The organism is Candidatus Sphingomonas phytovorans (genome assembly GCA_029202385.1).
GTDB lineage: Bacteria > Pseudomonadota > Alphaproteobacteria > Sphingomonadales > Sphingomonadaceae > Sphingomonas > Sphingomonas phytovorans.
On record CP119314.1, the window covers coordinates 229,624 to 254,728 of the forward strand.

The 25,105-nt window shown below is 62.0% G+C and carries 24 protein-coding genes; 13 read left to right on the forward strand and 11 right to left on the reverse strand.

The features are described from left to right. The first annotated feature begins 1 nt into the window (after position 1). The 7 genes from nuoL (at position 2) to P0Y59_01070 (ending at position 8,759) form a co-directional block, all read left to right on the forward strand. Positions 2-2,068: an NADH-quinone oxidoreductase subunit L gene (gene nuoL / locus P0Y59_01040; GenBank protein WEK00314.1), complete on the forward strand. Its 2,067-nt coding sequence runs from the start codon at positions 2-4 to the stop codon at positions 2,066-2,068. Then, positions 2,065-3,621, forward strand: coding sequence for an NADH-quinone oxidoreductase subunit M (locus P0Y59_01045; GenBank protein WEK00315.1), 1,557 nt, complete (start codon positions 2,065-2,067; stop codon positions 3,619-3,621). The genes nuoL and P0Y59_01045 overlap by 4 nt, the downstream gene beginning before the upstream one ends. Then, positions 3,621-5,060: an NADH-quinone oxidoreductase subunit NuoN gene (nuoN, locus tag P0Y59_01050; protein ID WEK00316.1), complete on the forward strand. Its 1,440-nt coding sequence runs from the start codon at positions 3,621-3,623 to the stop codon at positions 5,058-5,060. Before P0Y59_01045 ends, nuoN begins: the two co-directional genes overlap by 1 nt. Before the next feature lie 47 nt (positions 5,061-5,107). Beyond that, positions 5,108-5,821 carry a biotin--[acetyl-CoA-carboxylase] ligase gene (locus P0Y59_01055; protein WEK02459.1) on the forward strand — a complete coding sequence of 238 codons (714 nt, stop codon included), beginning with the start codon at positions 5,108-5,110 and terminating at the stop codon, positions 5,819-5,821. 102 nt (positions 5,822-5,923) lie between these two features. Beyond that, complete coding sequence (locus P0Y59_01060; GenBank protein WEK00317.1) at positions 5,924-6,706, forward strand: type III pantothenate kinase; 783 nt, start codon at positions 5,924-5,926, stop codon at positions 6,704-6,706. A 127-nt stretch (positions 6,707-6,833) separates the two neighbouring features. Continuing rightward, on the forward strand, positions 6,834-8,471 hold the full coding sequence (locus tag P0Y59_01065) for a ribonuclease J (protein WEK00318.1): 1,638 nt from the start codon (positions 6,834-6,836) through the stop codon (positions 8,469-8,471). A gap of 3 nt (positions 8,472-8,474) precedes the next feature. Further along, entirely contained in the window at positions 8,475-8,759 is a 285-nt protein-coding gene (locus tag P0Y59_01070) for a DUF1467 family protein (protein WEK00319.1), read from the forward strand. Positions 8,760-8,804: 45 nt separating this feature from the next. On the opposite strand, the gene bfr is transcribed toward P0Y59_01070, so the two are convergent. The 6 genes from bfr to purL all read right to left on the reverse strand — a co-directional run bounded on the left by bfr (position 8,805) and on the right by purL (position 15,079). Beyond that, positions 8,805-9,290 carry a bacterioferritin gene (gene bfr, locus P0Y59_01075; GenBank protein WEK00320.1) on the reverse strand — a complete coding sequence of 162 codons (486 nt, stop codon included), beginning with the start codon at positions 9,288-9,290 and terminating at the stop codon, positions 8,805-8,807. Positions 9,291-9,388: 98 nt separating this feature from the next. Then, complete coding sequence (locus P0Y59_01080) at positions 9,389-9,559, reverse strand: (2Fe-2S)-binding protein (protein WEK00321.1); 171 nt, start codon at positions 9,557-9,559, stop codon at positions 9,389-9,391. An 80-nt stretch (positions 9,560-9,639) separates the two neighbouring features. Then, positions 9,640-10,914: a DUF418 domain-containing protein gene (locus P0Y59_01085; GenBank protein WEK00322.1), complete on the reverse strand. Its 1,275-nt coding sequence runs from the start codon at positions 10,912-10,914 to the stop codon at positions 9,640-9,642. A 73-nt stretch (positions 10,915-10,987) separates the two neighbouring features. Further along, positions 10,988-12,442, reverse strand: coding sequence for a hypothetical protein (locus P0Y59_01090; protein WEK00323.1), 1,455 nt, complete (start codon positions 12,440-12,442; stop codon positions 10,988-10,990). 129 nt (positions 12,443-12,571) lie between these two features. Continuing rightward, positions 12,572-12,727 (reverse strand): hypothetical protein, encoded by a 156-nt coding sequence (locus P0Y59_01095; GenBank protein ID WEK00324.1) that lies wholly within the window; start codon positions 12,725-12,727, stop codon positions 12,572-12,574. Between the two features lie 135 nt (positions 12,728-12,862). After that, a complete protein-coding gene (gene purL / locus P0Y59_01100; GenBank protein ID WEK00325.1) occupies positions 12,863-15,079 on the reverse strand; it encodes a phosphoribosylformylglycinamidine synthase subunit PurL in 2,217 nt (738 codons plus the stop codon). 282 nt (positions 15,080-15,361) lie between these two features. Here purL and P0Y59_01105 point away from each other — a divergent pair, with 282 nt between their 5' ends. Beyond that, entirely contained in the window at positions 15,362-15,931 is a 570-nt protein-coding gene (locus tag P0Y59_01105; protein ID WEK00326.1) for a hypothetical protein, read from the forward strand. Positions 15,932-16,039: 108 nt separating this feature from the next. On the opposite strand, the gene P0Y59_01110 is transcribed toward P0Y59_01105, so the two are convergent. Continuing rightward, entirely contained in the window at positions 16,040-16,573 is a 534-nt protein-coding gene (locus P0Y59_01110) for a hypothetical protein (protein ID WEK00327.1), read from the reverse strand. 281 nt (positions 16,574-16,854) lie between these two features. Further along, positions 16,855-17,178 (reverse strand): hypothetical protein, encoded by a 324-nt coding sequence (locus P0Y59_01115; protein WEK00328.1) that lies wholly within the window; start codon positions 17,176-17,178, stop codon positions 16,855-16,857. An 863-nt stretch (positions 17,179-18,041) separates the two neighbouring features. Here P0Y59_01115 and P0Y59_01120 point away from each other — a divergent pair. Beyond that, on the forward strand, positions 18,042-20,036 hold the full coding sequence (locus P0Y59_01120) for a GMC family oxidoreductase N-terminal domain-containing protein (GenBank protein WEK00329.1): 1,995 nt from the start codon (positions 18,042-18,044) through the stop codon (positions 20,034-20,036). Positions 20,037-20,066: 30 nt separating this feature from the next. On the opposite strand, the gene P0Y59_01125 is transcribed toward P0Y59_01120, so the two are convergent. Continuing rightward, a complete protein-coding gene (locus tag P0Y59_01125; protein ID WEK00330.1) occupies positions 20,067-20,879 on the reverse strand; it encodes a sterol desaturase family protein in 813 nt (270 codons plus the stop codon). A 115-nt stretch (positions 20,880-20,994) separates the two neighbouring features. On the opposite strand from P0Y59_01125, the gene P0Y59_01130 reads away from it, so the two are divergent. The 3 genes from P0Y59_01130 (at position 20,995) to P0Y59_01140 (ending at position 22,782) form a co-directional block, all read left to right on the forward strand. Then, complete coding sequence (locus tag P0Y59_01130) at positions 20,995-21,126, forward strand: hypothetical protein (protein ID WEK00331.1); 132 nt, start codon at positions 20,995-20,997, stop codon at positions 21,124-21,126. A gap of 229 nt (positions 21,127-21,355) precedes the next feature. Then, positions 21,356-22,030: a Crp/Fnr family transcriptional regulator gene (locus P0Y59_01135; GenBank protein ID WEK00332.1), complete on the forward strand. Its 675-nt coding sequence runs from the start codon at positions 21,356-21,358 to the stop codon at positions 22,028-22,030. Between the two features lie 323 nt (positions 22,031-22,353). Next, entirely contained in the window at positions 22,354-22,782 is a 429-nt protein-coding gene (locus P0Y59_01140; protein ID WEK00333.1) for an MHYT domain-containing protein, read from the forward strand. 188 nt (positions 22,783-22,970) lie between these two features. Here the strand turns inward: P0Y59_01140 and P0Y59_01145 are convergent, their stop codons facing one another. Further along, on the reverse strand, positions 22,971-23,579 hold the full coding sequence (locus P0Y59_01145) for a hypothetical protein (GenBank protein WEK02684.1): 609 nt from the start codon (positions 23,577-23,579) through the stop codon (positions 22,971-22,973). Here P0Y59_01145 and P0Y59_01150 point away from each other — a divergent pair. Continuing rightward, positions 23,463-24,719 (forward strand): bifunctional diguanylate cyclase/phosphodiesterase, encoded by a 1,257-nt coding sequence (locus P0Y59_01150; GenBank protein WEK02460.1) that lies wholly within the window; start codon positions 23,463-23,465, stop codon positions 24,717-24,719. The two genes, P0Y59_01145 and P0Y59_01150, sit on opposite strands and share 117 nt — an antisense overlap. A gap of 47 nt (positions 24,720-24,766) precedes the next feature. On the opposite strand, the gene arsC is transcribed toward P0Y59_01150, so the two are convergent. Further along, positions 24,767-25,105 (reverse strand): arsenate reductase (glutaredoxin), encoded by a 339-nt coding sequence (arsC, locus tag P0Y59_01155; protein WEK00334.1) that lies wholly within the window; start codon positions 25,103-25,105, stop codon positions 24,767-24,769.

The following is a 25,105-nucleotide window of genomic DNA, read 5'->3' on the forward strand; positions in this document are numbered from 1 at the left end:
GTTGATCCTCCTCATCGTCTTCCTGCCGCTCCTCGCGGCCATCGTCGCAGGCCTTGGCAACCGGGCTCTCGGCAACACCGTCGCCAAGGTGCTCACCACCGGCGCGCTGTTTGTGTCGTGCGTGCTCAGCTGGCTGGTCTTCATCCCTTATCTTGGCGGTGCCGGACCCAGCATCACGCATGTGCTGAACTTTATCCACTCGGGTGACCTCGACGTTGCCTGGGCGCTCCGCGTCGATGCGTTGACGGCGGTCATGTTGGTGGTGATCACCTCGGTGTCGGCACTCGTCCACCTGTATAGCTGGGGCTATATGGCGGAAGATCCGGATCAGCCGCGCTTCTTCGCCTATCTGTCGCTGTTCACCTTCGCGATGCTGATGCTGGTGACCGCGAACAATCTGGTCCAGATGTTCTTCGGCTGGGAAGGCGTTGGCCTCGCTTCCTACCTGCTGATCGGTTTCTGGTTCAAGAAACCAAGCGCCAATGCCGCCGCGATCAAGGCATTCGTCGTCAACCGCGTCGGCGACCTCGGCTTCATGCTCGGCATCTTCGGCACCTTCCTGGTGTTCGGTACCGTCTCGATCCCCGACATCCTCGCCGCCGCGCCCGGCATGGCCGGATCGACCATCGGCTTCCTCGGCCAGCGCTTCGACACGATGACGGTGCTCTGTCTGCTGCTCTTCGTCGGCGCGATGGGCAAGTCGGCACAGCTTGGCCTGCACACCTGGTTGCCGGACGCGATGGAAGGCCCGACCCCGGTGTCGGCGCTGATCCACGCCGCGACGATGGTCACCGCCGGCGTGTTCATGGTCTGCCGCCTGTCACCGATGTTCGAGACGAGCCCGTTCGCGCTCCACGTAGTGATGACCATTGGCGCCGCGACCTGCTTCTTCGCCGCGACCGTTGGTCTCGTGCAGACCGACATCAAGCGAGTCATCGCCTATTCGACCTGCTCGCAGCTCGGCTACATGTTCTTCGCCGCCGGCGTCGGCGCATACAATGTGGCGATGTTCCACCTGTTCACGCACGCCTTCTTCAAGGCGCTGCTGTTCCTTGGCGCCGGCTCGGTGATCCATGCGATGCACCATGAGCAGGACATGCGCTATTATGGCGGCTTGCGGAAACACATCCCGATCACCTTTTGGGGCATGATGGCGGGCACGCTCGCGATCACCGGCGTCGGTATCCCCGCCGTGTTCGGCAATCCGCTCGCGATCGGTTTCGCAGGCTTCCATTCGAAGGACGCGATCATCGAGGCAGCCTGGGCGGCCGGGCAGGGCGGCGCGTCGATCGTCGGCATGATCGTGGCGTTGCTGACCAGCTTCTATTCGTGGCGCCTGATGTTCCTGACCTTCTGGGGCAAGCCGCGCTGGATCCAGTCGGAACATATCCAGCATGCGGTGCATGACGCGCACGGCCATGATGATCAAGGCCATGATCACGCGCACGCCCATGATGCCCATCATCACGACCACGGCCACGCGCACGATCATGGCGACGGCACCGGCGGCTATCATCCGCATGAGAGTCCGCTCCCGATCCTGATCCCGCTGATCTTGTTGTCGATCGGCGCGGTTGTCGCCGGCTTCGTCTTCCACGGCTATTTCATCGAGCCGGACGCGGGCGAGCGTTATTGGAAGGGCAGCGTCGCGTTTAGCGAACATCTGATGCACGAAATGCACAACGTGCCACTGGGCGTGAAGCTATCCGCGACCATCGCTATGCTGCTCGGGCTATGGGGCGCCTGGATGGCCTATATCCGCAACCCGGGTTTCCCGGCGAAGCTCGCGGGGCAGTTCAGCCTGCTCTACGATTTCCTGCTCAACAAATGGTATTTCGACGAGCTCTATAACATCCTGTTCGTCCGCCCCGCCTTCGCCCTTGGTCGCCTCTTCTGGCACCGCGGCGACGAGAAGACGATCGACCGCTTCGGGCCAAACGGCTCGGCCTGGGTCGTCGCGCTCGGCTCGCGGGTCGCCGGCAGGGTCCAGACCGGATATGTGTACACCTATGCCTTCGTCATGCTGATCGGCCTGACTGCCGCCGTTACCTGGGCGATCACACGATGAGCGGTTTCCCCATCCTGTCCGTGATGCTCGCGATCCCGGCGATCGCCGCCGTCGCGTGCCTGTTCGTCAGCGCGAACACCGCGCGCTGGGTCGCGCTGATCGCGACCCTGGTCGATCTGGTGCTCGGCATCGGCCTCTGGGCGCAGTTCGATATCGGCGGGCCGCAATGGCAGTTCGTCGAGGCGCATGAGAATCTGTTCGGCCCGATCGGCTGGAAGCTCGGCATCGATGGCTTCGCGCTGATGCTGATCATGCTCAGCGTCTTCCTCATGCCGATCTGCATCGGGGCGAGCTGGGTCGCGATCGAGAAGCGCGTCCAGGAATATATGTGTGCGTTCCTCGTCACCGAACTGCTGATGATCGGCACCTTCGCGGCGCAGGACCTGTTCCTGTTCTACATCTTCTTCGAAGCCGGCCTGATCCCGATGTACCTGATCATCGGCATCTGGGGTGGTGCGAACCGGATCTACGCGTCGTACAAATTCTTCCTCTACACGCTGCTCGGCTCGGTGCTGATGTTCATCGCGATGTTGTGGATGGTGCAGTTTGCCGGCACCGCCGACATCCCGACCCTGCTCAACACCGATTTCCCGCTTCACGCTCAGACGTGGCTGTGGCTCGCCTTCTTCGCATCTTTCGCGGTGAAGATGCCGATGTGGCCGGTCCATACCTGGTTGCCTGACGCTCACGTTCAGGCGCCGACCGCAGGTTCGGTCATCCTGGCCGGCGTGCTGTTGAAACTTGGCGGTTACGGCTTCCTGCGCTTCTCGCTGCCGATGTTCCCGGAGGCTTCGGCCGAGTTCGTCTGGCTGATCTTCGGCCTCTCGGCGATCGCGGTGATCTATACCTCGCTCGTCGCGCTGGTGCAGTCCGACATGAAGAAACTGATCGCTTATTCCTCGGTCGCCCATATGGCGATCGTGACGATCGGCCTGTTCGCCTTCAACCGCCAGGGCATCGAAGGCGCGATGATCGTCATGCTCAGCCATGGCCTGGTCTCGGGTGCGCTCTTCCTGTGCGTCGGGGTCATCTACGATCGCCTGCACACCCGTGAGATCGACCGCTACGGCGGCCTTGCGATCAACATGCCGAAATACGCGCTGTTCTTCATGCTCTTCACCATGGCATCGGTCGGCCTGCCGGGTACCAGCGGTTTCGTCGGCGAATTCCTGTCGCTGGCCGGCACCTACAAGGTGTCGACGACGATCACCCTGCTGTGCACGACCGGTATCATCCTCGGTGCCGCTTACATGCTCTATCTCTACCGCCGCGTCGTGTTCGGCGATCTGACCAAGGATGACGTCCGCGCGATGCCCGATCTCTCCCTCCGCGAAATCGCGCTGCTCGCCCCGATCGCGGCGGTGGTGCTGTGGATGGGCGTCTACCCTGAAAGCTTCCTTGCCCCGATGCGTGGTGATGTCGCCACGCTGGAGGCTCGCATCGCACGCGCCGCGCCGGCCAGCGATTCTCTGCCGACCGCAGGCAAGCCCGTCGCGCCTGCGGCTCACCACGGCGCCGTTGCACCGGAAGCGCATCACGGGGAGGCACACTGATGAACTCCTCGCTGCTCATGGTGCTGCCGGAACTGGTGCTGACCGCCGGCGCGCTGGTCCTGATGCTCGCCGCTGCCTGGGGCGGGCAGGCTTCGACCAGGGCCATTTCCTGGACTTCCGTTGCCGTTCTGCTCGGGGCCGGCATCGCGCTTTGCGGCCCGGCCTCGTCGGGCGGGGACGCCTTTGACGGTCTCTATCGCGCCGATGCCTTCGCCGCCTTCGCCAAGGTACTGATCTATATCGCCGCTGCCGTGGCGATCATCATCGCGCCGCACTTCTTCCAGCAGAGTTCGGGCGACGATCTGCGCCCCGAATATCCCGTCCTGATCCTGCTTTCGGCGATCGGCATGGGCATGATGGTGTCGGCGGGCGATCTCCTGACCCTTTATGTCGGCCTCGAGTTGCAGAGCCTTGCCGCTTACGTGTTGGCGAGCTTCATGCGCCGTGACACGCGCTCGGCCGAAGCCGGTCTCAAATATTTCGTGCTTGGCGCGCTGGCGAGCGGCATCCTGCTCTATGGTATCAGCCTGGTCTATGGCTTCAGCGGCACGACGCTCTTCTCGCTTATCTCCGATGCCTATGAGGCGGGGCATTCGTATGGCCTGACTTTCGGCCTGGTGTTCGTCTTCGCCGGTCTCGCTTTCAAGATCAGCGCGGTGCCGTTCCACATGTGGACGCCCGACGTGTATGAAGGCGCGCCGACCCCGGTGACGACCTTCTTCGCCTCGGCGCCGAAGGTCGCGGCGATGGCCCTTGCCGTCCGCGTCGCGGTCGAGGCGATGGGCCCGGCAACCGACCAGTGGCGCCAGATCGTCATCTTCGCATCGCTTGCGTCGATCATCTTCGGTGCGGTCGCCGCGATCGGCCAGAGCAACATCAAGCGTCTGCTCGCGTACAGCTCGATCAACAATGTCGGCTTCGCGCTGGTCGGTCTGGCGGCCGGCTCGGCTGAGGGCGTGTCGTCAGTGCTGGTCTATCTGACCATCTATGTTGCGATGACGCTGGGCAGCTTCCTGGTCGTGCTCCAGATGCGCGGCGAGGACGGCCAGCCGGTTGAGAGCATCGCCAGCCTGTCGGGTATGTCCAAGACCCGTCCGGCCCTGGCCCTGGCCCTGGGGCTCTTCATGTTCAGCCTGGCCGGCATTCCGCCCCTGTTCGGCTTCTACGCCAAGTTCGCTGTGTTCCAGGCGGCCGTCGCGGCGGGGCTCTTCCCGCTCGCCGTGGTCGGTATCGCCGCCTCGGTGATCGGTGCCTATTATTATCTGCGCGTGGTGAAGACGATGTACTTCGACGATCCTGCGCCTGCCTTCGCGCCGGCCGGCAGCCGGGTCGAGGGCGGCCTGATCTTCGTCACCGCGGCGTTCATTTCGCCGCTCGGCTATCTCGCCATTCCGTGCCTCGGCGCGTGGAGCATGGCTGCCGCCAAGGCGCTGTTCTGACGCACACGATCCGTACGGTCGCGGAGACGGGGTCGACCAACGCCGACATGCTGATGCTTGCCGGCCGCGGCGCAGGCGAGGGGCTATGGCTCCGCGCGGAGCGGCAGACCGGCGGGCGCGGGCGGCAGGGCAGGCCCTGGTCGTCGCCCGAGGGCAATCTCTATGCGAGTACGCTGGTGCGGCTGCGGCCGGTCGACCCCCAGGCGGCGACGCTCGCACTCGTGGCGGCGGTGGCGCTGGAAGAAGTCGTCTCTGCCTATCTCTTCCCCGGCGAGGGCCGGGGTCCAGCAACGAGCGGCGCGATACCGGGCGCCGGCCTTCACCGGGGAGGGCTTATAAAGTGGCCGAACGATCTGTTGCTGGACGGGGCCAAGCTTTCCGGCATCCTGCTTGAGCGTACTGACGACGCCGTGGTGATCGGTATGGGCGTCAACCTCGCCTATCATCCCACTGATCTCGAACGTCCCGCCACCAGCCTCGCAGCCCATGGCGCCGCCCCCGATCCAGCCGACTTTCTCGAAACCCTCGCCGACGCCTTCGAGCGTTGGCTCGGCATCTGGCGTGTTGAAGGTCTTGCTCCGGTCCGCGCCCGGTGGCTCGAACGGGCGCATCCACTCGGGACCGCACTCACCGCCCGTTTGCCTGACGGCAGCAGCATGGACGGTCTGTTCCAGGGGCTGGATAGCGAAGGTGCGCTCATCCTGCGCTTGGCGGATGGATCGAGCCGTGTCATTCACGCCGCCGACATCTTCCTGATCTGATATGGCTCCGTTCGTTTCGAGCGATGCGGAGAAACAGGGGCCGGCGGCGATGCGAATGTGTCTCGACGTCGCCCGACACGAACGGAAGGGATAGGGGTTCGCATGCTGCTCGCAATCGATGCCGGCAATACCAACGTGGTCTTCGCGCTCGTCGAGAACGGCACGATCAAGGCGCGGTGGCGCATCGCGACCGATCCGCGCCGGACAGCCGACGAATATGCCGTCTGGCTCAGCCAGCTCCTGACGCTCGAAGGCTATGATCGCGGCGCGGTCACCGGCGTGATCATTGCAACGGTCGTTCCGCGCGCGCTCCACAATCTCCAGACGCTCGCGCGCAAATATTTCGGCGGCGAGCCGCTGATCGCCGGGCAGCCGCCGGTCGAATGGGGCATGCAGCTCGACGTGGAAGAGCCGCATGCGGTGGGTGCGGATCGCGCGGTCAACATGATCGCCGCGCACGCCCTCCACGCCGGCGACCTGATCACGATCGATTTCGGCACCGCCACCACCTTCGATTTCTCCGACTTCAACGGTGCCTATAAGGGCGGCATCATCGCACCGGGCATCAACCTGTCGCTCGATGCTCTCGTCACCGCCGCGGCCAAGCTGCCGCGCATCGCGATCGAGGCGCCCGCCAATACCAGCGTCATCGGCCGCGATACGGTCAGCCAGATGCATATCGGCATCTATTGGGGCTATATCGCGATGATCGAGGGGCTGGTCGCCCGCATCAAGGCCGAGGTCGGTCGTCCCGTGAAGGTGATCGCGACCGGCGGGCTCGCCACGCTTTTCGAGAAGCAGACCGATGTTTTTGACGTGATCGAACCCGACCTGACCATTCAGGGGCTGGCGATGTTGTGGGATCGCGCCCATATAAGGACCTGAACAATCATTCTCGCCAGCGCGGGAACATCATTCCTCCCCCCTCACCACGGTGTCGATACGCCGATGACGCATGAGCCGGGAGCCCCCATTTCCGGGGATGACGAACCAAGAAAGAACAGAAACCTACGTGACTCCCAACAAAGAACTCCTTTTCCTTGCGCTTGGCGGCTCGGGCGAGATCGGCATGAACGTCAATCTCTATGGCTGCCATGGCAAGTGGCTGATGGTCGATTGCGGCATCACCTTCGCTGATCCCCAATATCCGGGGATCGATGTGATCCTGCCCGATCTCGCCTTCATCGAGGAGCAGATCGACAATCTCGTCGGCATCGTGCTGACTCATGGTCATGAGGACCATATCGGCGCGCTGCCCTACCTCGCTGAGGATCTTGGCGTGCCGCTTTACGCGACGCCCTTCACCGCCGGCCTCATCAGCGGCAAGCTCGAGGAAGAGGGCAATGCCGACCGCGTGCGCCTCAACGTCGTGAAGCCGGGCCAGCGGGTCGATATCGGCCCGTTCGGCGTGAATTTCGTGCCACTGTCGCACTCGATCCCGGAAGCGAACGCGCTGCTGATCGACACGCCCTATGGCCGCGTGTTCCACACCGGCGACTGGAAGCTCGATACCGCGCCGGTGCTCGGCAAGCCTGCGACGCCGGAACAGCTCGAAGCGATCGGCGACTCCGGCGTGCTCGCGCTGGTCTGCGATTCGACGAACGTGTTCAACCCCGAGCCTTCGGGTTCGGAAGCGGAAGTGCGTGTCGGCCTGGCCGAGGTGATCGCCAAGGCCAAGGGCCGGGTGCTGGTCACTACTTTCGCCTCCAATGCGGCGCGGCTGCACACACTCGGCCAAGTCGCCCGTGAGACAGGGCGAAAGCTCTGCGTACAGGGCCGTTCGCTCGATCGCATCATGAAGGTCGCGCGCGCGACCGGGTATCTCAAGGATTTCCCGGAAACCGTCGAACCCGATGCAGCCATGCGCCTGCCGCGCAACAAGGTCCTGATCGTCGCGACCGGCGGGCAGGGCGAGGAACGCGCCGCGCTCGGGCGTGTCGCGGCGGGCTCGCACCCGATCAGCCTCGATGCCGGCGACACGGTCGTCTTCTCGTCGAAGCAGATCCCGGGCAACGAGGTCGCGATCGGACGGATCCAGAATCAGCTCGCGGCCAGGGGCGTCGAAATGATCACCGAGCGCCAGGCGCATGTCCATGTCTCCGGCCATCCGGGCCGCCCGGAACTCGCGGCGATGTACCGCTGGATCCGGCCCGAGATACTGATGCCGGTGCATGGCGAGATGCGCCATCTGATGGAGCAGGCACGTTTCGGCCTGTCCGAAGGCATTCCGCGGGCGCTGTTGCAGACCAATGGCGAGATCGTTCGGCTTGCCCCCGGCGCACCCGAGAAGCTCGGCCATGCCCATGTCGGCCGGCTGGTGCTCGATGGCGACGTGATCCTGCCGGGCGACGGCGCGACGATCAACGAGCGTCGCAAGCTCGGCCTGTTCGGCCAGATGTCGGTGGCGGTGGCGATCGATCGCGGCGGCAAGATGATCGGCACGCCGCAGATCAGGCTGCAAGGCATCCCGGTCGAGGAGGATCGCGATCCCTTCCTCGAAGAGGCGGTCGGCGCCGTTATCGAGGCGACCCGCAAGGGCGGCCGCGACCGCGACAAGCTGCGCGAGGATATCCGCCTCTCCGCCCGTCGCGTGGCGACGCGCTGGACGGGTAAGAAGCCGATCGTCGATGTATTGCTGATCGAGGCCTGATCCATGCGCTGGCCGTCGATGCTCGCGATCTACTTCCTGTTCTGGGCCTTTTCGGTCTTCCTCGTCCTGCCCTTCGGGGTCAGGACGGCGGAGGAGGCGGGGACTGAACGGGTGCCCGGCCAGGCCGAAAGCGCCCCGCACGAGTTCCGCGTGGGCCGGACGGCGCTTCGCGTAACGATCGTCGCGACGATCCTCTTCGGCATCTTCGTGGCCAATTATCACTATGGCTGGGTCACGCCGCAGACGCTGGACTTCTACGGTCTGTCGAACGAGGCGGCTCAGGACTGAGCGAAAAAAAAGCCCCTTCCCGAAAGGAAGGGGCTTAGAAATCGCTCAGCCTTCGTCGTCGGCCGATTTGCTCTGCAACTGGACGTAGTTGGCAATGCCCATGCGCTCGATCATCTCGAACTGGCGCTCAAGCGTGTCGACATGCTCTTCCTCGCTGTCGAGGATCCGGCGGAACAGGTCGCGGCTGATATAGTCGCGGACCTTTTCGCAATGCTCGATCGCGTCGCGGAGCAGGGGCAGTGCCTCCATCTCAAGCGCGAGATCGGCCTTCAGCACTTCCTCGACCGTCTCGCCGATGCGCAGGCGCCCGAGGAGCTGGAAATTGGGCAGGCCGTCGAGGAACAGGATTCGCTCCGACAGCATGTCGGCATGCTTCATCTCGTCGATCGATTCGTGCTTCTCGAACTCGGCCAGCTTGCGCACGCCCCAGTGATCGAACAGCCGATAGTGAAGCCAATACTGGTTGATCGCGGTCAGCTCGTTCTTGAGCGCCTCGTTCAGATAGTCGATGACCTTGGGGTCGCCCTTCATTGTCGTGTCTCCGTAATGCCCGCGCAATCTAGCGCAGAACACGGACTCCGAACAGGCAAAAAATGGCGGAAATCTGCGGTTTTTTGGCCCTGCGAACGCTACGCAGCCGCACATTCCTCATCGATAATGGCTCGCGCGAACGGCACGCATTGGCCACATTTCGGCTGCCGGCCGAGCGTCCGATAGGCCTGGCACGCGCTTTTCGCGCCGCTGCGCGCAGCCTCGCGGACATCCTGCTCACGAATCGCATTACAGATACAAACGACCATGGGTGCTCCCTCGCCTGACCCCTGATCTAGGGCTAATGCGAACCAGTCGCAAGGTCTTTTGCGGATTGATCGCAAGAAGCTCAATCGGTCATGGCGGGCCCGCGCATCGGCTGGAGCCGCATTCGCGCGAGCGATCGCCATAGCCATTCGAGCGGGCCGAATCGGAAGCGTTCAAGCCATGGCTTCGACCAGAGCAGCATCAGCGCCCAGACCGCGAAGACGATCGGATAGAGTTGGGCCCGTGACAGATGACCGTACAGGCCGAGGCCGTAGCCGTAGAAGATAGTGGAGCAGAGGATGCTGGTGCCGAGATAGTTGGAAAAGGCCATGCGTCCCGTCGCTGCCAGTCGCGCGGCGATCGCGCCGCCTGAGCGTGACAGCAGGACGATCAGGCACGCCCAGCCGACGATCATCAATAGCCGGAACACCGTTGGCAGCATCAGCGTGCCGAGCACCAGCGGGAACATAGCGAAACCCTGCGACGCGACATACCAGGCAAGCGCGGCGGAGATGGGGATTCCGATCCCGAAGCCGATGAGAATCCAGCGCAGATATCGCCTTCGATCCCATTCGCCGGTGAGCATCCCCGATTTGAGGCATGCCATGCCGAGCAGCATATAGCCCAGCGTTTCGGCTCCGACGAAGATCAGCGTGCGAAGCGTCGTCGAGATCGCCTCATCCAGCCGGTGCGCGGCCAGCGCTGGATAAGGCCCGCGATGGAGCGCCAGATCCTTCGCCAGTTGACCTGCGGTCGGTACGCCGAATCCGCTACGGAATTCCTGAAACTGGCGAATGGTGTCCGCGCTCGGCTTCGGTGTTTGCATCGCGATCTCGCTCGCCTGCACGCTCATCGTCACTGAAGAGACCATCAGGAATTCAGTCAGCAACAGGATGATCGCCATCGCGACCAGCTTGTGCGGCTCCGTCTTGCGGAACAGGTAGGCGATACAGCCGATCAGCGCATAATGGTGGAGGATGTCGCCCCACCACAGCAGGATCATATGGGCTTCGCCGAACAGGAACAGCCAGAACATCCGGGCAAAATGCACCCTGGCCGGACTTTCCTCCTTGGCGATCGCCCGGTCGATGACCAGCAGCGTCGACGCGCCGAACAGGAAGGAGAACAGCCCCCGCATCTTGCCGTCGACCAGGATGAAGTTGAATGCCCACACCGTCAGGTCGATGCCCTTGTGTCCGCCAAAGGCAGCGGGGTTGATATAGGCCACCTCCGGCATCGCGAAGGCGACGATATTCATGATCAGGATACCCATCACCGCGACCCCGCGGATCACGTCGAGCGTCGCGATCCTGCGCGGCCCGATGGCAGGCGCCGGCATTCCCTGATTCGTCGTCACGCAATTCCCTTGCCGCATCATATTTACGCTGTGCCTATGGGCCTGTCGGATCGCCGTTCCGACGGCAAGGGGATCATTCGGCTTCGCGACCGTCGAAGAAACAGCCTGTCGTCAGTATCAGGAACAGGAAACCGAAATCGGCACTCGGGAGGGCCTCGATATCGCCGGCAAGCGCGGCCAGCAGGCGGTCGCGGTGGATCATCTCCGGGTCGAAGATGGGTGATCGCAGGAGCATCGCCTGCAGGTAGTCGCGGTGCTCGATGATGCCCCGCAGTGCGACATCGCGAAAGCTTTCCTTCACATAGCGGTTCTCGAAGACCGGGTTGCCAAGGCGTTGGCTCAGCAGGCGCCGCAGTACCGTTCGGTCGCGGCGATATTCCCACGGCAGGCTTGCGGCGAAGCGCGCCAGCACCGGGTTGATATAGGGGTAGATCGGCCAGATCCCCCGTCGCAGCAGGCGCTGCGATCGACCCGCGGCCGATAGCCAGCTCGTATCGGCCACCAGACCCCGCAGCCCCGCACCCGCTCCTTCTCGCGCGACCTCGCGCCCATGTTCGGTGAGGTAGGCATGTCCTCCCGGCGGTGACTCGCCCTCGTCGTCCGATTCTTCTCCCAGATACACCGCATAAAGTTCGTCTCCGCCAAACCCGCTGACGAGTGTATCGATGCCGGCGCGGTAGAGCAGGTCGAAGATGGTTTCGAAAATCTCCGGATAGCTTTCATCCTGCGGCCAGACGCCGAACTGGCCGCGCCGCGCGCCGCGCGGGCTGAACGGGAGGAAACGGCTCGCCGGCAAGGCGATATCCTCGAACCCGCAATGATCGCACAGCAACTGTCGCCGCTCGCGTTGTGCGTCGCCCATCGCGCCGTCGAATTGCGCACCGTAGCTGAGCAACCCTGTCCCCCATATGTCGGCCGCGGCCAGCCCGACCAGCGCCGAATCCATGCCGCCGCTGAGTTCCACCGCCAGCTGTCGCGGGTCGACGTCGCGCGCCGCCAGCAGTGCCTTGACCGTATCGAACAGGAGGTTTTCGGCCGATGCTCCTTGGGACAGGGCCTGCGCGCCCGGCATTTCCGCCGGGGCGGGCAGGTGAGCTTCGATGCTCTGGCCCCGTGCAACGAGACGCGCGCCCGCGAGGGAGCGATACAGTCCCGTGACGAGCGTTTCCGGAGTATAGGGTGCCAGCCCGGCGACATGGGCCATCAACCCGGGCCAATCGATCGGGGCTTGGGTATCGCGCAGGAGCCGCGTGCAATCCCAGTCGATCGCGAGACGCCCCGAAGCGGCGCGGAGATAGACTGGCGCGGAATGTATCTGCGACGTTTCATAGGATATGGTGCCGTCGACCCTGTCGAGGGTCAGGAGCGCCCAGTCCAGCAGGTGGGACCGGACATCGTCCAGCCGCTCGGCAATCGCGCGCCCGTCATTGGGGCGGATATGGTCGAGACCCTGAGGATCGTCGCGAAACCGCTCCATGCAGGCAACGGAGATCGTCATATCGGTCTCGATCACGAGACTGCGCAACATCCTGTGCGCGAACGGGGTGATGCGGGAACTGCCTAACAAAAGGCTCCCACCGATGATGTCGACGGGAGCCTTCAGGTCTGAAAACGCGATGTCGGCCGCGAACATGGTCGAACGGCCGTTCTTTCGGGATCAGCCGCCGCTGCCGCGTCCTGTGAAAATCGCGTCATAGGGTTCATAAGGAGTCTTGCGGGCGACCGTTGTGTTCTCGCGCGCCGTTTCCCGGACGATCGCCTTGCCGAGCATGTCAAATTGCATCCGTAAGGCTTTCGAATCGACAGACTTCATGGCTTCTCTCCTTGAAGGGTGCCGAATGCTACGGCCGGGTCATGTCGTCCGCAATGCGATCTGGGTCCATTTTGGGGTAGCCAGGTCACGGCAGATCCCGCCTTCCGGCTAACGCTCGCCAAAGGCTGTACCCGCTTATACCAGGGTCTCGCCCATCAATGTCGGGAAGAAGCCCTCGTGCGCGGCGCGGAGATCCGCCAGCGTCACGACATGATCGTCGTCGGGCAGTTCGAAGATCAGGCGTCCGGCAATGGTCCGTCCGATCCGTTCCACCTCGATCCCGGCCGCGCCGGCGCCCGCCAAGGTGTCGAGCAGGGCATGGTCGGCGACCGTCACGACATAGAGCCCCTGGTCCTCGCCGAACAGCGAGCAGGCGACGCCGCAGGGCAGGGGGGCATGCAGCATCGCGCCGATGCCGCTCGCCAGTGCCATCTCCGCGATCGTCACCGCGACGCCGCCGTCGGAGACGTCGTGCACAGCGGTGAAGGCGCCCGAGGCGATGTGCGCGCGCACGAATTCGCCGGTCTTGCGCTCGGCGGCGAGGTCCACCGGCGGGGGCGGTCCTTCCTCGCGGCCATGAACTTCGCGCAGCCACAGGGACTGGCCGAGATGGCCCGAACGGGTTCCGATCAGCAGGATGACGTCGCCAGTGCCCTTGAAGGCGATCGTCGCTGATTTCGACCAGTCGTCCAGCAACCCGACGCCGCCGATCGCCGGGGTCGGCAGGATGGCTGACCCGGTCCCGTCGTCATTCTTGGTCTCGTTGTAGAGCGACACGTTGCCGCTCACGATCGGGAAGTCGAGCGCCGCGCACGCCTCGGCCATGCCCTCGATGCAGCCGACGAACTGGCCCATGATCTCGGGCCGTTGCGGGTTGCCGAAATTCATGCAGTCGGTCGTGGCCAGCGGCTTCGCGCCGACCGCGGAAAGGTTGCGATAGGCCTCGGCGATCGCCTGCTTGCCGCCCTCATAGGGATCGGCATAGCAATAGCGCGGGGTACAATCGGTGGTGATCGCCAGGCCCTTGCTGGTACCGTGGACGCGAACCACCGCGGCGTCGCCGCCCGGCCGCTGCACCGTGTCCGCGCCGACCATGTGGTCATATTGCTCCCAGATCCAGCGGCGGCTGGCGATATCGGGCGATGCCATCAGCGTCAGCAGGTCAGCCGCGATGTTGGTCGTATCGGGAACGTTGGTCAGCGGTGCCGGCGGCGGCGTCTTCACCCAGGGACGGTCATAGGCCGGCGCCTCGTCTGCCAGTGGGCCGAGTGGAATGTCCGCCACCGTCTCGCCCTGCCATTTCAGCACCATGCGCCCGTTGTCGGTGACATGGCCGATAACGGCGAAATCCAGTTCCCATTTGTGGAAGATCGCCTCGGCGAAAGCCTCGCGGCCGGGCTTGAGCACCATCAGCATGCGCTCCTGGCTCTCGCTGAGCATCATCTCGTATGGCGTCATGCCGGCCTCGCGCTGCGGCACCGCGTCCATCACCAGTTCGATGCCGACGCCGCCCTTTGATGCCATCTCGACCGAGGAGGAGGTGAGGCCTGCAGCGCCCATGTCCTGGATCGCGACGATCGCGTCCGACGCCATCAATTCGAGGCAAGCCTCGATCAGCAGCTTCTCGGTGAAGGGATCGCCCACCTGAACGGTCGGGCGCTTCTCCTCCGAATCCTCGGAGAAATCGGCCGAGGCCATGGTCGCGCCGTGAATGCCGTCGCGCCCGGTCTTCGACCCGACATAGACGATGGGATTGCCCACGCCCGACGCGGCCGAATAGAAGATCTTGTTCGTCTCCGCGACGCCCACCGTCATCGCGTTGACCAGGATGTTGCCGTCATAGGCGCGATGGAAATTCACCTCGCCGCCGACTGTCGGCACGCCCACGCAATTGCCATAGCCGCCGATGCCATGGACGACGCCCGCGATCAGGTGGCGCATCTTGGGATGGTCGGGCCGCCCGAAGCGCAACGCGTTGAGATTCGCCACCGGCCGCGCGCCCATGGTGAACACGTCGCGCAGGATGCCGCCGACTCCGGTCGCCGCACCCTGATAGGGCTCGATGTAGGACGGGTGGTTGTGGCTTTCCATCTTGAAGATCGCCGCCTGGCCATCGCCGATGTCGATCACGCCGGCATTCTCGCCCGGGCCGCAGATCACCTGTGGGCCGCTAGTCGGAAGCTTTTTCAGATGGATACGACTGGATTTGTACGAGCAATGCTCGGACCACATCACTGAAAAGATCCCAAGTTCGGTCAGGTTTGGCTCTCGCCCCATGGCGTGCAGCACGCGCTCATATTCTTCTGGGGAAAGCCCGTGCTGGGCGACGATCTCGGGGGTGATCTGGCTCATGCCCGCGGGCTTTAGCGAGGGAGGCGCGCAGGGGCTAGTGGCGGCGTCGATCTAAACGAACTGCCATGCTGAACCCGATCGAGCGAACGGCAGAATCGTTACATCGGGCAAAGTTCAGGTGGCTGGCACAATCTTCCACTTGCATCGCTGCTGGGAAAAAAGAATAGAAGCCTTAATGAAAATGCGCCAAATCCTTGCATAATTAGTCATGCTGGAAATAATATAGCGCGTCGACAATGAATTGCAATATCGCTACAATTTCTGTTTGGTATAGGGGGATTCGTGAAGTACATTGGATGGGGAGTGATCTTTATCGCCGTTGCGAGTGCGAGCGTCTATCTGATGGAAAGCGCGCCGCCGCAACCAAAGTCGGATACCATACAGGTAGTACAAGGGCGCGCTGTGCAGCCACGGGCGCTTCCGACCTTAGGCTACGCGCCATCGCAGAGTTATCTTCTTTCGAGTGTATCTCCGCAAGTGGCGCGCAATATGATATCCTCGGCTTTGGAAATGTCTCGGGGTGAGGTCATAAATGAACCAGATGTCAAGCATGAGCGACGCGATATTATATGGGCAGTGCCTACGGAAATCGCTGTCCGAGATATGATGGCGCGCATTCCCTATGTCGACACGACAACAATCACGGTCTTGTGTGGCGCGACGGTCTGCCGGGCGACAGGCAGCATCCAAGCTAGGGTTTCTGATAGCAATCGACAGATCGCCAATCTCGCTATTATTAATGAAGATTTCTACACGCCAAAGCCTGATATCAATTTTATTCCAAAGCGATCTGTTGCTAATGCTGGATTGGAGGGGGCCTTTTGGGTGGAATTATCGAGAATCAGTAAATGAAAATATTAAAAATTTATAATTAATTTGCAAGGTTGGTGCGATTTGTGATTATGGGCTGCAATCAGAACTATATTCCGATTGCAGCTTTTATATTAACGGTGTGTTATTTTAGTGGCAGCAGGTATTGGTTGTCCAAATGACAGCTCCTGCTGAGTTTCTAATTACAACATTGCCATCGTTTTGAACGGTTAGTTTTGCTCCTGGGTTTCCGTATGTCTTAGATGACCAGATTGCAGAATTTGTGTTGTTCTCGTACGCGACCAGATTTCCATCAGTTTGAAAGGCCAGGCGCATCGCATAAAGATAGTTTTTATTGGTTCTAGAAGTCCAGAGAATGCTGGATGAGCCGCCATTTTCGAGTCCCCCAGGATAATAGCGCAAGATGACATTCTCATCATCTTGAACATAAAGGTGGAATCTATGATCTGGAGATAAAAATCCACCTGGAGCAGAATTTACTTCAATCAGGGCTTGTGCAGTCGTTTCGCATTGCAGGCGAGGGCTGGTTCCGAGAACGGCGGAGCAGCCAGCTGTTTGCTCTGGTATTGGAGATCCAATGACTTGAGCTTCAGATTCTGATCCAAATACTGCTAGAGATAGAGAAATTATTGACAGTGAAGTTATAAAATTTTTTTTCATCATGAAATTCTCCAGATTATTTGCAACTGCAACAGGCAGCGCATTGTGGTATCATGTGAAATAATAATATCAAATTTTATTGCAACAAATTTGGCTGTATTTGGAAGGTTGATTCATATTGAATGGTACGGATTGTGCTGCTCGCAGCGGTATTTTTAGAGCGCGAGGCCCTGCTGTCCACGTAAGACTTCCATCGACAATGAGGTCGTAGTATCCTGCAATGGATATTAAATTATTTATATCATCAACGAAATTTATTTCAATAATACTACGAGAAAATTGCATTATTTGCAGATTTCCGGTTCTTCGTGGTTGTGAAAATATTGCTGAAAGGTAATGTCAATTTGGTTTGGATGTATTTGGTGGAGGTAAAATTTCTGGAATTTTCGTTGATTTTTATGCCGATATAAGGTGGCTAGCGATGGCAGCCGGATAATCAGGTTGCCCTTCATGATTCCGCAGCGGCGCCGCTCACCGGCACCTGATCCGATTTTGTTTGTCCTCGGTGGGCCGGGCGTGAGCAATATCGATGGACGGACGACAGGAAAGGGCATCCGTTCCTGGAGGAGCGAGACTTCATTTTGCTCGAAACGCGCGGTACGCAGCATGCGCACGCGCGCTCGAATGCCCGGGCATCAAGCGCGTCAGGGAGCAGGACATGCTGGGAAGAAGGGGCGGCCATGGTGCCCCGGCAATGATGCGAGTTGTTGTGGAATGCTGGAAGGCTCTGATCGCTTCCGGCATCGATCTCAACGGCTACGGGTCTTTCGAAGCTGCCTGGGAGCATCGTCGAGGCTGCCGTTGGTGGCATGCTCGCCTTCTGCAATTGATGGCCTCTGCGCAGTCGTTACCGGGTTTCGCCCGGCGCATGCGGTTGTCGATACGGTGCAGCGAGGAAATGCTGTTCGAGAATCCGGCGCGGATGATGGCACAGATTTCGCCAAGCGCGGTCTGGGGAGCGTAGATGGTCGAGCTGCGACGCCAGCCATGTGTCAGCTCTGAAACGTCGCTGCCGCTGATCGATCCGAGAACCAGTCGGTCGAGAGTAATGTGCCTGCGCTCGTTCTTGCGGGAGAGGTCGATCCCAGTACGTCGCTCGCCTGGGGCGACCAACTTCTGAGGACAATGCCCAATGCGCGCTTCGTGGTTATGCCGGCCGGAGTCATGGTGCGATGTCCCATCGGTGGGCAATTGACGCTTGCTTTCCTCCGTGATCCGAACGCGCCGCTGCCGATCGACTGTGTTGCGAAAATGCTAGGCGCCAATTTCGGCGCGGATATTGAAAGGGGGCATTAGGGTGCTTTCGCGCTGGCTGGAGCAGCCAGCGGCTTGGAGAACGTGGCAATCCGAAGCATCGGCTCCGCATGGCGTAATTTGGCCAAACCTTCATCCAACGATTCCCGATCCATCCCTACTCGCGACTGCAACCTCCCTTCGCTACGGTTCTGCGGGGATATAGGGGGCAATCCAGATGCGCGTGCCATTCAACCCGCTGCAGGCGGCGATCCTGAAGGCGCTGGCCGAGGCGCTGTTTCACGGCGTCGACATGAAGATCACCTCCAGCCAGGTCGTCGCCAACCTGCAGCACCAGTTCGGCATGGTCGAAGGCGGCAAGCCGAAGGAGATCGGCCTTACCCTCTATCTGATCTGCTTCTTCATGGGCGGCCCCTTCTTCCTCCTGATGGGGCCGGCGTGGCGGGCGCGGCGCGTGGCGAAACGGCTTGAGCGCAGCAAGAACAACCTGATGCAGGACCTCGCCCGTATCCGGGGCATCGTCTATGCCGGCTATTACGGCCACTGGGAGGGCGCGGCGGAGGCCGGCAACGACGACAACCCGGTGCTCCGGGCGATCGGCTTCGAGCTACCGCATCAGCGCGTGCGCGGCCCTGGCGAAGTGAAGATCGAGCCCTTTCCAGGTCGCGACCTTGCTCATGACGATGTGCTCGATCCAGGCGAGGCGCCGGCCTCGGCCGACATCATCGTCATCGGCTCGGGCGCAGGCGGCGCCGTCGCGGCAGCCAACCTTGCGCGCCATCACGACGTGCTGGTGATCGAGGCGGGGCCGCATTTCCCGTCGGGGGCGCTCACGCATGAGGAGCGCCGCATGACCGCGCGGCTGTTCGTCGATGGCGGCGTGCAGACCAGCCGCGACCATGACATCGTCATCTTTCAGGGGCATTGCGTCGGCGGCTCGACGGTCATCAACAACGGTATCGCGCTGCGCGTTCAGCAACCCGGCCTGACCCACCCGCTCGCGAACGATGTGTTCGCCACCTGGGCCGCGCTCGGCGCGCCGGTGGATGGGACTCGGTTCGACGCCGCCTATCGCGCCGTCGAGACTCGACTCGGCATCGAGCCGATCGACCCGAAGAGCGCCCGCAACAACGGCACGCACCTGCTGAACGGCTGGGCCGCGCACGCCGCCGCCTCGGGAGACCCGATGGACGCGGAGGCGCCAGCACTCTGGTTCAGCAAGAATTACGGACCGCGCTCGATCAAGGCCGACTGCGCCTATTGCGGCTATTGTAATACCGGCTGCCCCTATGGCCGCAAGCAGGGCATGGCCCAGTCCTTCCTGATCGACGCACGCCGTTCGGGTGCGCGCATCCTCGCCGAGACGAGGGTCGAGCGGATCGTCTGGGGCGAGCCCGATCTCGACGGGAAACGCGTCGCCACCGGCGTGGAAGTTCTCCTGCCCGACGGCAGCCGCCGGACGATCGGGGCAACCAGGGGCGTGGTCGTTGCCGCGGGCACGATGGCGTCGAGCCGAATCCTCGACAAGAGCGGTATCCGCGGCACGGGGGAGGGCATCTCGCTCAACATCGCCTGCCCGGTGGTCGCGCTGATGCCGGGACAAGTGCGCGCCTGGGACGAAGACCAGATGGCCACCTATGTCGATCGCGGCGATTTCCTGCTCGAATCGCACTTCCAGCCGCCGATGAGCATGTCGACCCTGATGCCCGGCTGGTTCGGCCATCATGCCGACCGCATGCTCAACTATAACCGGCTCGCTTCCGCCGGCATCCTGTTCCCGGCCGACCGGCAGGGCCGGCTGATCGGCGGCAGCCTTCACTTCAAGCTGCGCGCCGATGTCGAGCTGCCGCTGCTGCGCCGCGCGCTGGCGACGCTCGCCCGCGTGCATTTCGCCGCCGGTGCCAGCGAGGTCTATCCGGCGATCGCGCGCGGGCTGACACTGCACAAGGGCGAGGATGTGGATGCCTTTTTCGCGCGGCACATCGGCGAGGCGGACGACGTCACCCTCTCGAGCTCGCATCCCCAGGGCGGGAACGCACGCAATGCCGATCCGGACAAGGGTGTCGTCGATCTCGATTGCCGCGTGCACGGCACGGCCAACGTGCTCGTCACCGACGCCAGCACTTTCACCAGCTGCATCCGGGTGAATGCACAGCTCACCACCATGGCGATGGCGCATTATGCAACGGCGGTCAGTCCTTTTGCAATGTGACGCCGGGGGCGACCTTCACGCTGAACAAGTTCAGCGTGGCGGGGGTTTCGGCGCCGGGACCAGCGGCCACAACAACTGCGCCGCCGCCGTCGTCGGCGGCAGATTCTCCACCCCGATCTTGTCCGGATAGCGCCGGGTGATCTTCGCCGTGCCGAACAACACGTCCCAGAAGAACAGCAGATTGCCGAAATTGCCCTTGTAGTGGGTCACCCCGTCATCGGCATGCTTGCCGTGATGCGCGGCATGCGTTGCCGGCGTTGAGATGGTGCGTTCGACCAGCCACATCATTGGCGAAAGCCAGGGCATCCGGTACAGCGGGGCATCCCAGCGGCGGTCCGAATGCGCGGCGATGATCACGGTCATCTTGACCACGACATAGCCGGCATAAACCCAGCCCAGTCCGAGATAGACCAGCACGCCCGAAAGCCAGAGCGAGGGCATCAGCAGATAATAGAAGATATTGTTCCGGTAGACGATCCGGACGGACATATATTCGGCATTATGGTGCGGGCGGTGCAGATTGTAGAGCCATGGCACGGTGTGCGAGAGCCGGTGCCACCAATATTGCATCATGTCGTCGCAGAGCAGCAGCAGGGCGATCTGGGCGAGGATCGGCCAACCCGAGAGCGCGCCCTGAGCCCCCGGGGCGGCGAGTTGGGCAATGAAGATTCCGCCCGCCAGCGCGAGCGGCTGTGTCACCACCAGCAGCACGGTCGTCCCGATCAGTTCGACCACCGTATCCTGCCGTGTCGCGCCCGATTTGCGAAAGAAGCCGGTGGAGATCGCTTCCGCGAGCGCGAACCCGGCATAGATGGCGACGATCGCGATCACCTCGAACTTCATGGCGCTCTCCCCCGGACGCTCCCGTGGAGCGTTCCTGAGCTTGTGGTAGCAGAGCCGTGAGCTTAAGAATGATAAGTTCTTGTCAATTACGAACCCGTTGGCGGGGGGCTTTTCGATGATCGAAACCCAAAGGCAGCTTGATAGCTTCAAGGAAGTCGCGAGCGACCTTGAAGCGGACGACGACTCGGAGCGCTTCGAGAAGCTGGCGAAGGTGGTGAAGCATAAACCTGTGGAGAAGCCCGAGTGAGCGTCAGGGCGATATATTCGCTAGCCGGCGCAGTCCTTGGGGCATATCTGGCAGCCAAGAATGTCCACCATTTGAGCGATCCATCGGTCGGCTGGATCATACGGTACCGTAGCATCGTGTGTGGCCTGCTCGGGATCGTTGCCGGACTGAATTTCGTCGAAGAGATGCGTAAGCGGCGCTCGGATTTGTAAACTACGTAATCGCCGAGTTCGTTGAATTTGAGTACAGCATGGTCGGTCTGGTTTTCCTGGAGGCACCTAGCCTCGCCTCGATGCTACCGCCGGAGATGTTCGATCGCCTGTGCGCAGCCGGCACGCGCATGTCCTATGCTAGCGGCGCGTTGGTCCAGACCCGGGGCGATCCTTGGCCGGGCCTGTCGATTGTTCGCGACGGTGCGGTGCAGATCGGTAACGCGGGACTCGATGGGTCGTTCGTGATCACCTCGATTCTCGGATCGGGTCATTGCTTCGGCGAGATGACGCTGTTCGGCGATCTCCCGCGCACTCACGACGCAGTCGCGAAGGGTGCGACGCTGATCGATCATGTCTCGCCGGCCGCTTATGAGCGCTGCGCCGAGGCGGATCCGGCACTCACCCGGGCGATCATGACGATGATGGCGCGGCGCCTCTATGCGATGCTTGAATTCGCCGACGATCTCCGGCGCCTGCCGCTCAAAGTCCAACTGGCCAAATTGCTGCTGGCGATAGTGCGGGAGGGGCGGGCGTGCGCGACGCATGAGGAACTGGGGGCGAGGTTCGGCGTCACCCGCGTCGCGATCGGGACGGCGCTTGCCGCGCTGGAGGGGGAAGGGCTGGTGAAGCGGTCCTATGGCGGTATCGAGGTGCCGGATCGCGAACGGCTTCGCGCCTGGGTCGAAGACCGCACGATGTTGGCGAAATTCTGACTCGCACGCCTTGGAGTGGGCGATGCAGCCCGCATCAAGCGCTCGTTCTCCGGTCAGCACTTCGCATTGTAGATATGGTCAGGCCAGACGGCGACTAGCCGCGTACGGGAATTCCATCGCGAGAACTCGTTGCTGCCGGTCGACTTTTCTTGGGATGAATTCGGTCAGATACGGCGGATGCATTGAACCAAAGTGGATGTACTTCGACAATCCGATAAAAATGCTCGAATTGGCGGAATTCCATTCCGACCATTTTCATGTCTCAAATGTCATTTGTACTTCGTTAGTTAAATTTCTGTAGAAACGGCGGCGTGGGGGGAATGATGCTTTCTGTCCTTGCCTGTATTCATGATCGCCATGATTGGCGGCTGATTGTTGTCGCGGCGCTGATCTGCGTGATCGGCAGTTTCACGAGCATGCTGTCGTTTCAGCGCGTGCAGGAATGTGAACGCGCCCATCGTTATCGCTGGATGGCAATGGCTGCGGTTACCTGCGGCACGGGAATATGGGCGACCCATTTCATCGCGATGCTCGCTTATGAGGGTGGCTTCCCCATTAGCTACGCGCCGATGCCGACGATCATGTCGATCATCGTCGCCATCACTATTGCCGGGGGTCGCGAACCTCGTGGCGCATGGGCGGGGCACTGCCGTGTCATTCGCCGGCGGCGGTGCCATCCTTGGACTAGGTCTTTCCGCCATGCACTACACCGGCATGGCGGCGATCGAAGCGCCGGCACGGCTCATCTATGATATACCGGTAAACATATGGGCCGTGCTGGTCGGCACCATCCTTTCCTCTCTCTCCCTGCTCGCCTTTCATGTCTTTCGTGACAACCGGCGTTTTGCGCTTGCCACGATATTGTTCGTCCTCGCGATTTGCAGTCTTCATTTTACCTCGATGAGCGGCACGACGCTGCTGCCCGATCCGACCGTTATCGTCAGCGGGGTGTCGAATCGACCGGTCGCTCCTCGCCGGAATCGTGATTTCGGTCTCGACCGCACTCATCCTCACGGCTTTCGGCGCGACCTTTCTCGACCGCCATCTCACGGATCTCAGGGGGCTGGCCAATGCGTCGCTTGAAGGCTTGCTGATCGTTAGGGATGATCGAATCCTCGATATCAATGAACGCCTTACAGAAATTTCCGGCTGGACATTGCCCGGGTTGATGGGCCGTTCGCCGACATTCGTCCTGGCGCTTGGACCGGAGGGGCTGAACTGCTGCGGTGAGACCGATGGTCCATCCGAAATATCGCTTCTGCAGGCTGACGGTGGTGAGATTCCGGTCGAACTCCTGTGCCGCACGATCGAATATCGCGGGCGCGAATCGCATGTTCTGGTCGTCCGGGACATTACCGAGCGCAAGAAGGCGGAACTCAAGATCGAACATCTGGCGCACCATGATGCGCTGACTGATCTGCCCAATCGAGCATTGTTCGACGATCGCATGAATCTGGCGCTGCGCCTTGCCGAGCAACGGGAGGAGCAGGTGGCGATCCTTTGCCTCGATCTGGATCGCTTCAAGGCAGTGAACGATATCTTCGGGCATGGCGAAGGCGATCGCATCCTGCGCAAGGTGGCCGACATCCTGCGCGGCGCGACGAGCCCGGCCGATACGATTGCAAGACTGGGCGGAGACGAGTTCGCGATCATCCAGTCGGGCGTCTCGCAGCCTGAGGCGGCAGCTCAGCTCGCGAACCGGATACAGGCTGGCTTTGCTGAACAGATGAACATGGCCCGCGATCCGAAGGCGGTCGGCGTCAGCATTGGCATCGCGCTTTGTCCGGCCGATGGATCGAACAGCGACGAATTGCGAACCAATGCCGACACGGCGCTCTATCGCGCCAAGCGCGCTGGGCGTGGCACTGCCTGTTTCTTCGATGCCGGCATGGATGAGGCAGCCCGCATCAGGCGTGAACTCGGGCATGATCTTCGTCGAGCGGTTCTGCGCAACCAGCTTTCCGTAGTGTATCAGCCGTTGATCGCGGCCGGGACCGGTCGGACGGTCGGCTATGAGGCGCTGTTGCGCTGGATCCATCCGGAGCGCGGCGTGATCGGCCCCGCTACCTTCATTCCCATCGCGGAGGAGAGCGGCACGATCGTCGAGCTTGGCGCGTGGGTGCTTGAACAGGCATGCGCCGAAGCCGCACGCTGGGATGAACCGCTCACCATTGCGGTCAACGTGTCACCGGTGCAATTTCAGCTGCCCAATTTCTGCGAGCAGGTTGTGGACGTGCTGAACCGGACGGGGCTGGACGGCAGCAGGCTTGAACTCGAGATCACGGAAGCCGTCCTGATGCGGGATCGGGAAGCCGTCGTGGTGTTGCTGCACCGCCTGCGCGCGCTTGGCATACGCATCGTGATGGACGATTTCGGCACCGGCTATTCGTCGCTCAGCAATCTGCAGAGCTTTCCGTTCGACAAGATCAAGATCGACGGCAGTTTCACCGCGGCCATCGAACATGACGAAGCGGCGCGATCGATCGTCCGCGCGATCATCGGCCTTGGCCACAGCCTGAATTTGCCCGTCGTCGCCGAGGGCGTCGAGACGGAGGCGCAGCGGGCGATTGTCACCGAACAACATTGTTCGCAGTTGCAGGGCTTTCTGCTCGGCATGCCTGGCGTCGAACCCAGCAGGGCCGCTCACCCGCCAGCCGTCGTGCTGCGCAATGGGACTCGGCAGGCCTAGTCGCGATCCGTCCGGGGTCCCCGAGGGGCTCGCCGCTCCTTCGAGTCTCAAAGAATCTCGCGTACCTTCTCCGGTGGCCGGCCGAGTCGCACACCCTTTTCGGTCTCCACCAGCGGGCGTTCTATCAGGATCGGGTCGACCATCATCGCGTCGAGGATCGCGTCGCCATCGGCATATTTCAGTCCCCGTGCGGCATCCTCTGCCATGCGCAGGCCCTGGCGCGGCGTCATGCCGGCGCGTTCGTACAAGGCAGCCAGCTTCTCGCGGGTCGGCGGGTTCTTCAGATATTCGATCACCTCGACCTCGACGCCCGGCGTCTCCTTCAGGATCGCCAGCGTCTCGCGCGATTTGGAACAACGCGGATTATGCCAGATCGTCGCCTTCAA

Bases quoted from the DNA above. Each gene is read 5' to 3' on its own strand.
- P0Y59_01045 (WEK00315.1), top strand. From the start codon at position 2,065: ATGAGCGGTTTCCCCATCCTGTCCGTGATGCTCGCGATCCCGGCGATC.
- nuoN (WEK00316.1), top strand. From the start codon at position 3,621: ATGAACTCCTCGCTGCTCATGGTGCTGCCGGAACTGGTGCTGACCGCC.
- P0Y59_01055 (WEK02459.1), top strand. From the start codon at position 5,108: ATGCTGATGCTTGCCGGCCGCGGCGCAGGCGAGGGGCTATGGCTCCGC.
- P0Y59_01060 (WEK00317.1), top strand. From the start codon at position 5,924: ATGCTGCTCGCAATCGATGCCGGCAATACCAACGTGGTCTTCGCGCTC.
- P0Y59_01070 (WEK00319.1), top strand. From the start codon at position 8,475: ATGCGCTGGCCGTCGATGCTCGCGATCTACTTCCTGTTCTGGGCCTTT.
- bfr (WEK00320.1), bottom strand. From the start codon at position 9,290: ATGAAGGGCGACCCCAAGGTCATCGACTATCTGAACGAGGCGCTCAAG.
- P0Y59_01080 (WEK00321.1), bottom strand. From the start codon at position 9,559: ATGGTCGTTTGTATCTGTAATGCGATTCGTGAGCAGGATGTCCGCGAG.
- P0Y59_01090 (WEK00323.1), bottom strand. From the start codon at position 12,442: ATGTTGCGCAGTCTCGTGATCGAGACCGATATGACGATCTCCGTTGCC.
- P0Y59_01095 (WEK00324.1), bottom strand. From the start codon at position 12,727: ATGAAGTCTGTCGATTCGAAAGCCTTACGGATGCAATTTGACATGCTC.
- purL (WEK00325.1), bottom strand. From the start codon at position 15,079: ATGAGCCAGATCACCCCCGAGATCGTCGCCCAGCACGGGCTTTCCCCA.
- P0Y59_01110 (WEK00327.1), bottom strand. From the start codon at position 16,573: ATGATGAAAAAAAATTTTATAACTTCACTGTCAATAATTTCTCTATCT.
- P0Y59_01115 (WEK00328.1), bottom strand. From the start codon at position 17,178: ATGCTGCGTACCGCGCGTTTCGAGCAAAATGAAGTCTCGCTCCTCCAG.
- P0Y59_01120 (WEK00329.1), top strand. From the start codon at position 18,042: ATGCGCGTGCCATTCAACCCGCTGCAGGCGGCGATCCTGAAGGCGCTG.
- P0Y59_01125 (WEK00330.1), bottom strand. From the start codon at position 20,879: ATGAAGTTCGAGGTGATCGCGATCGTCGCCATCTATGCCGGGTTCGCG.
- P0Y59_01130 (WEK00331.1), top strand. From the start codon at position 20,995: ATGATCGAAACCCAAAGGCAGCTTGATAGCTTCAAGGAAGTCGCGAGC.
- P0Y59_01135 (WEK00332.1), top strand. From the start codon at position 21,356: ATGGTCGGTCTGGTTTTCCTGGAGGCACCTAGCCTCGCCTCGATGCTA.
- P0Y59_01140 (WEK00333.1), top strand. From the start codon at position 22,354: ATGCTTTCTGTCCTTGCCTGTATTCATGATCGCCATGATTGGCGGCTG.
- P0Y59_01145 (WEK02684.1), bottom strand. From the start codon at position 23,579: ATGCCCGAAGATATCGTTCACTGCCTTGAAGCGATCCAGATCGAGGCA.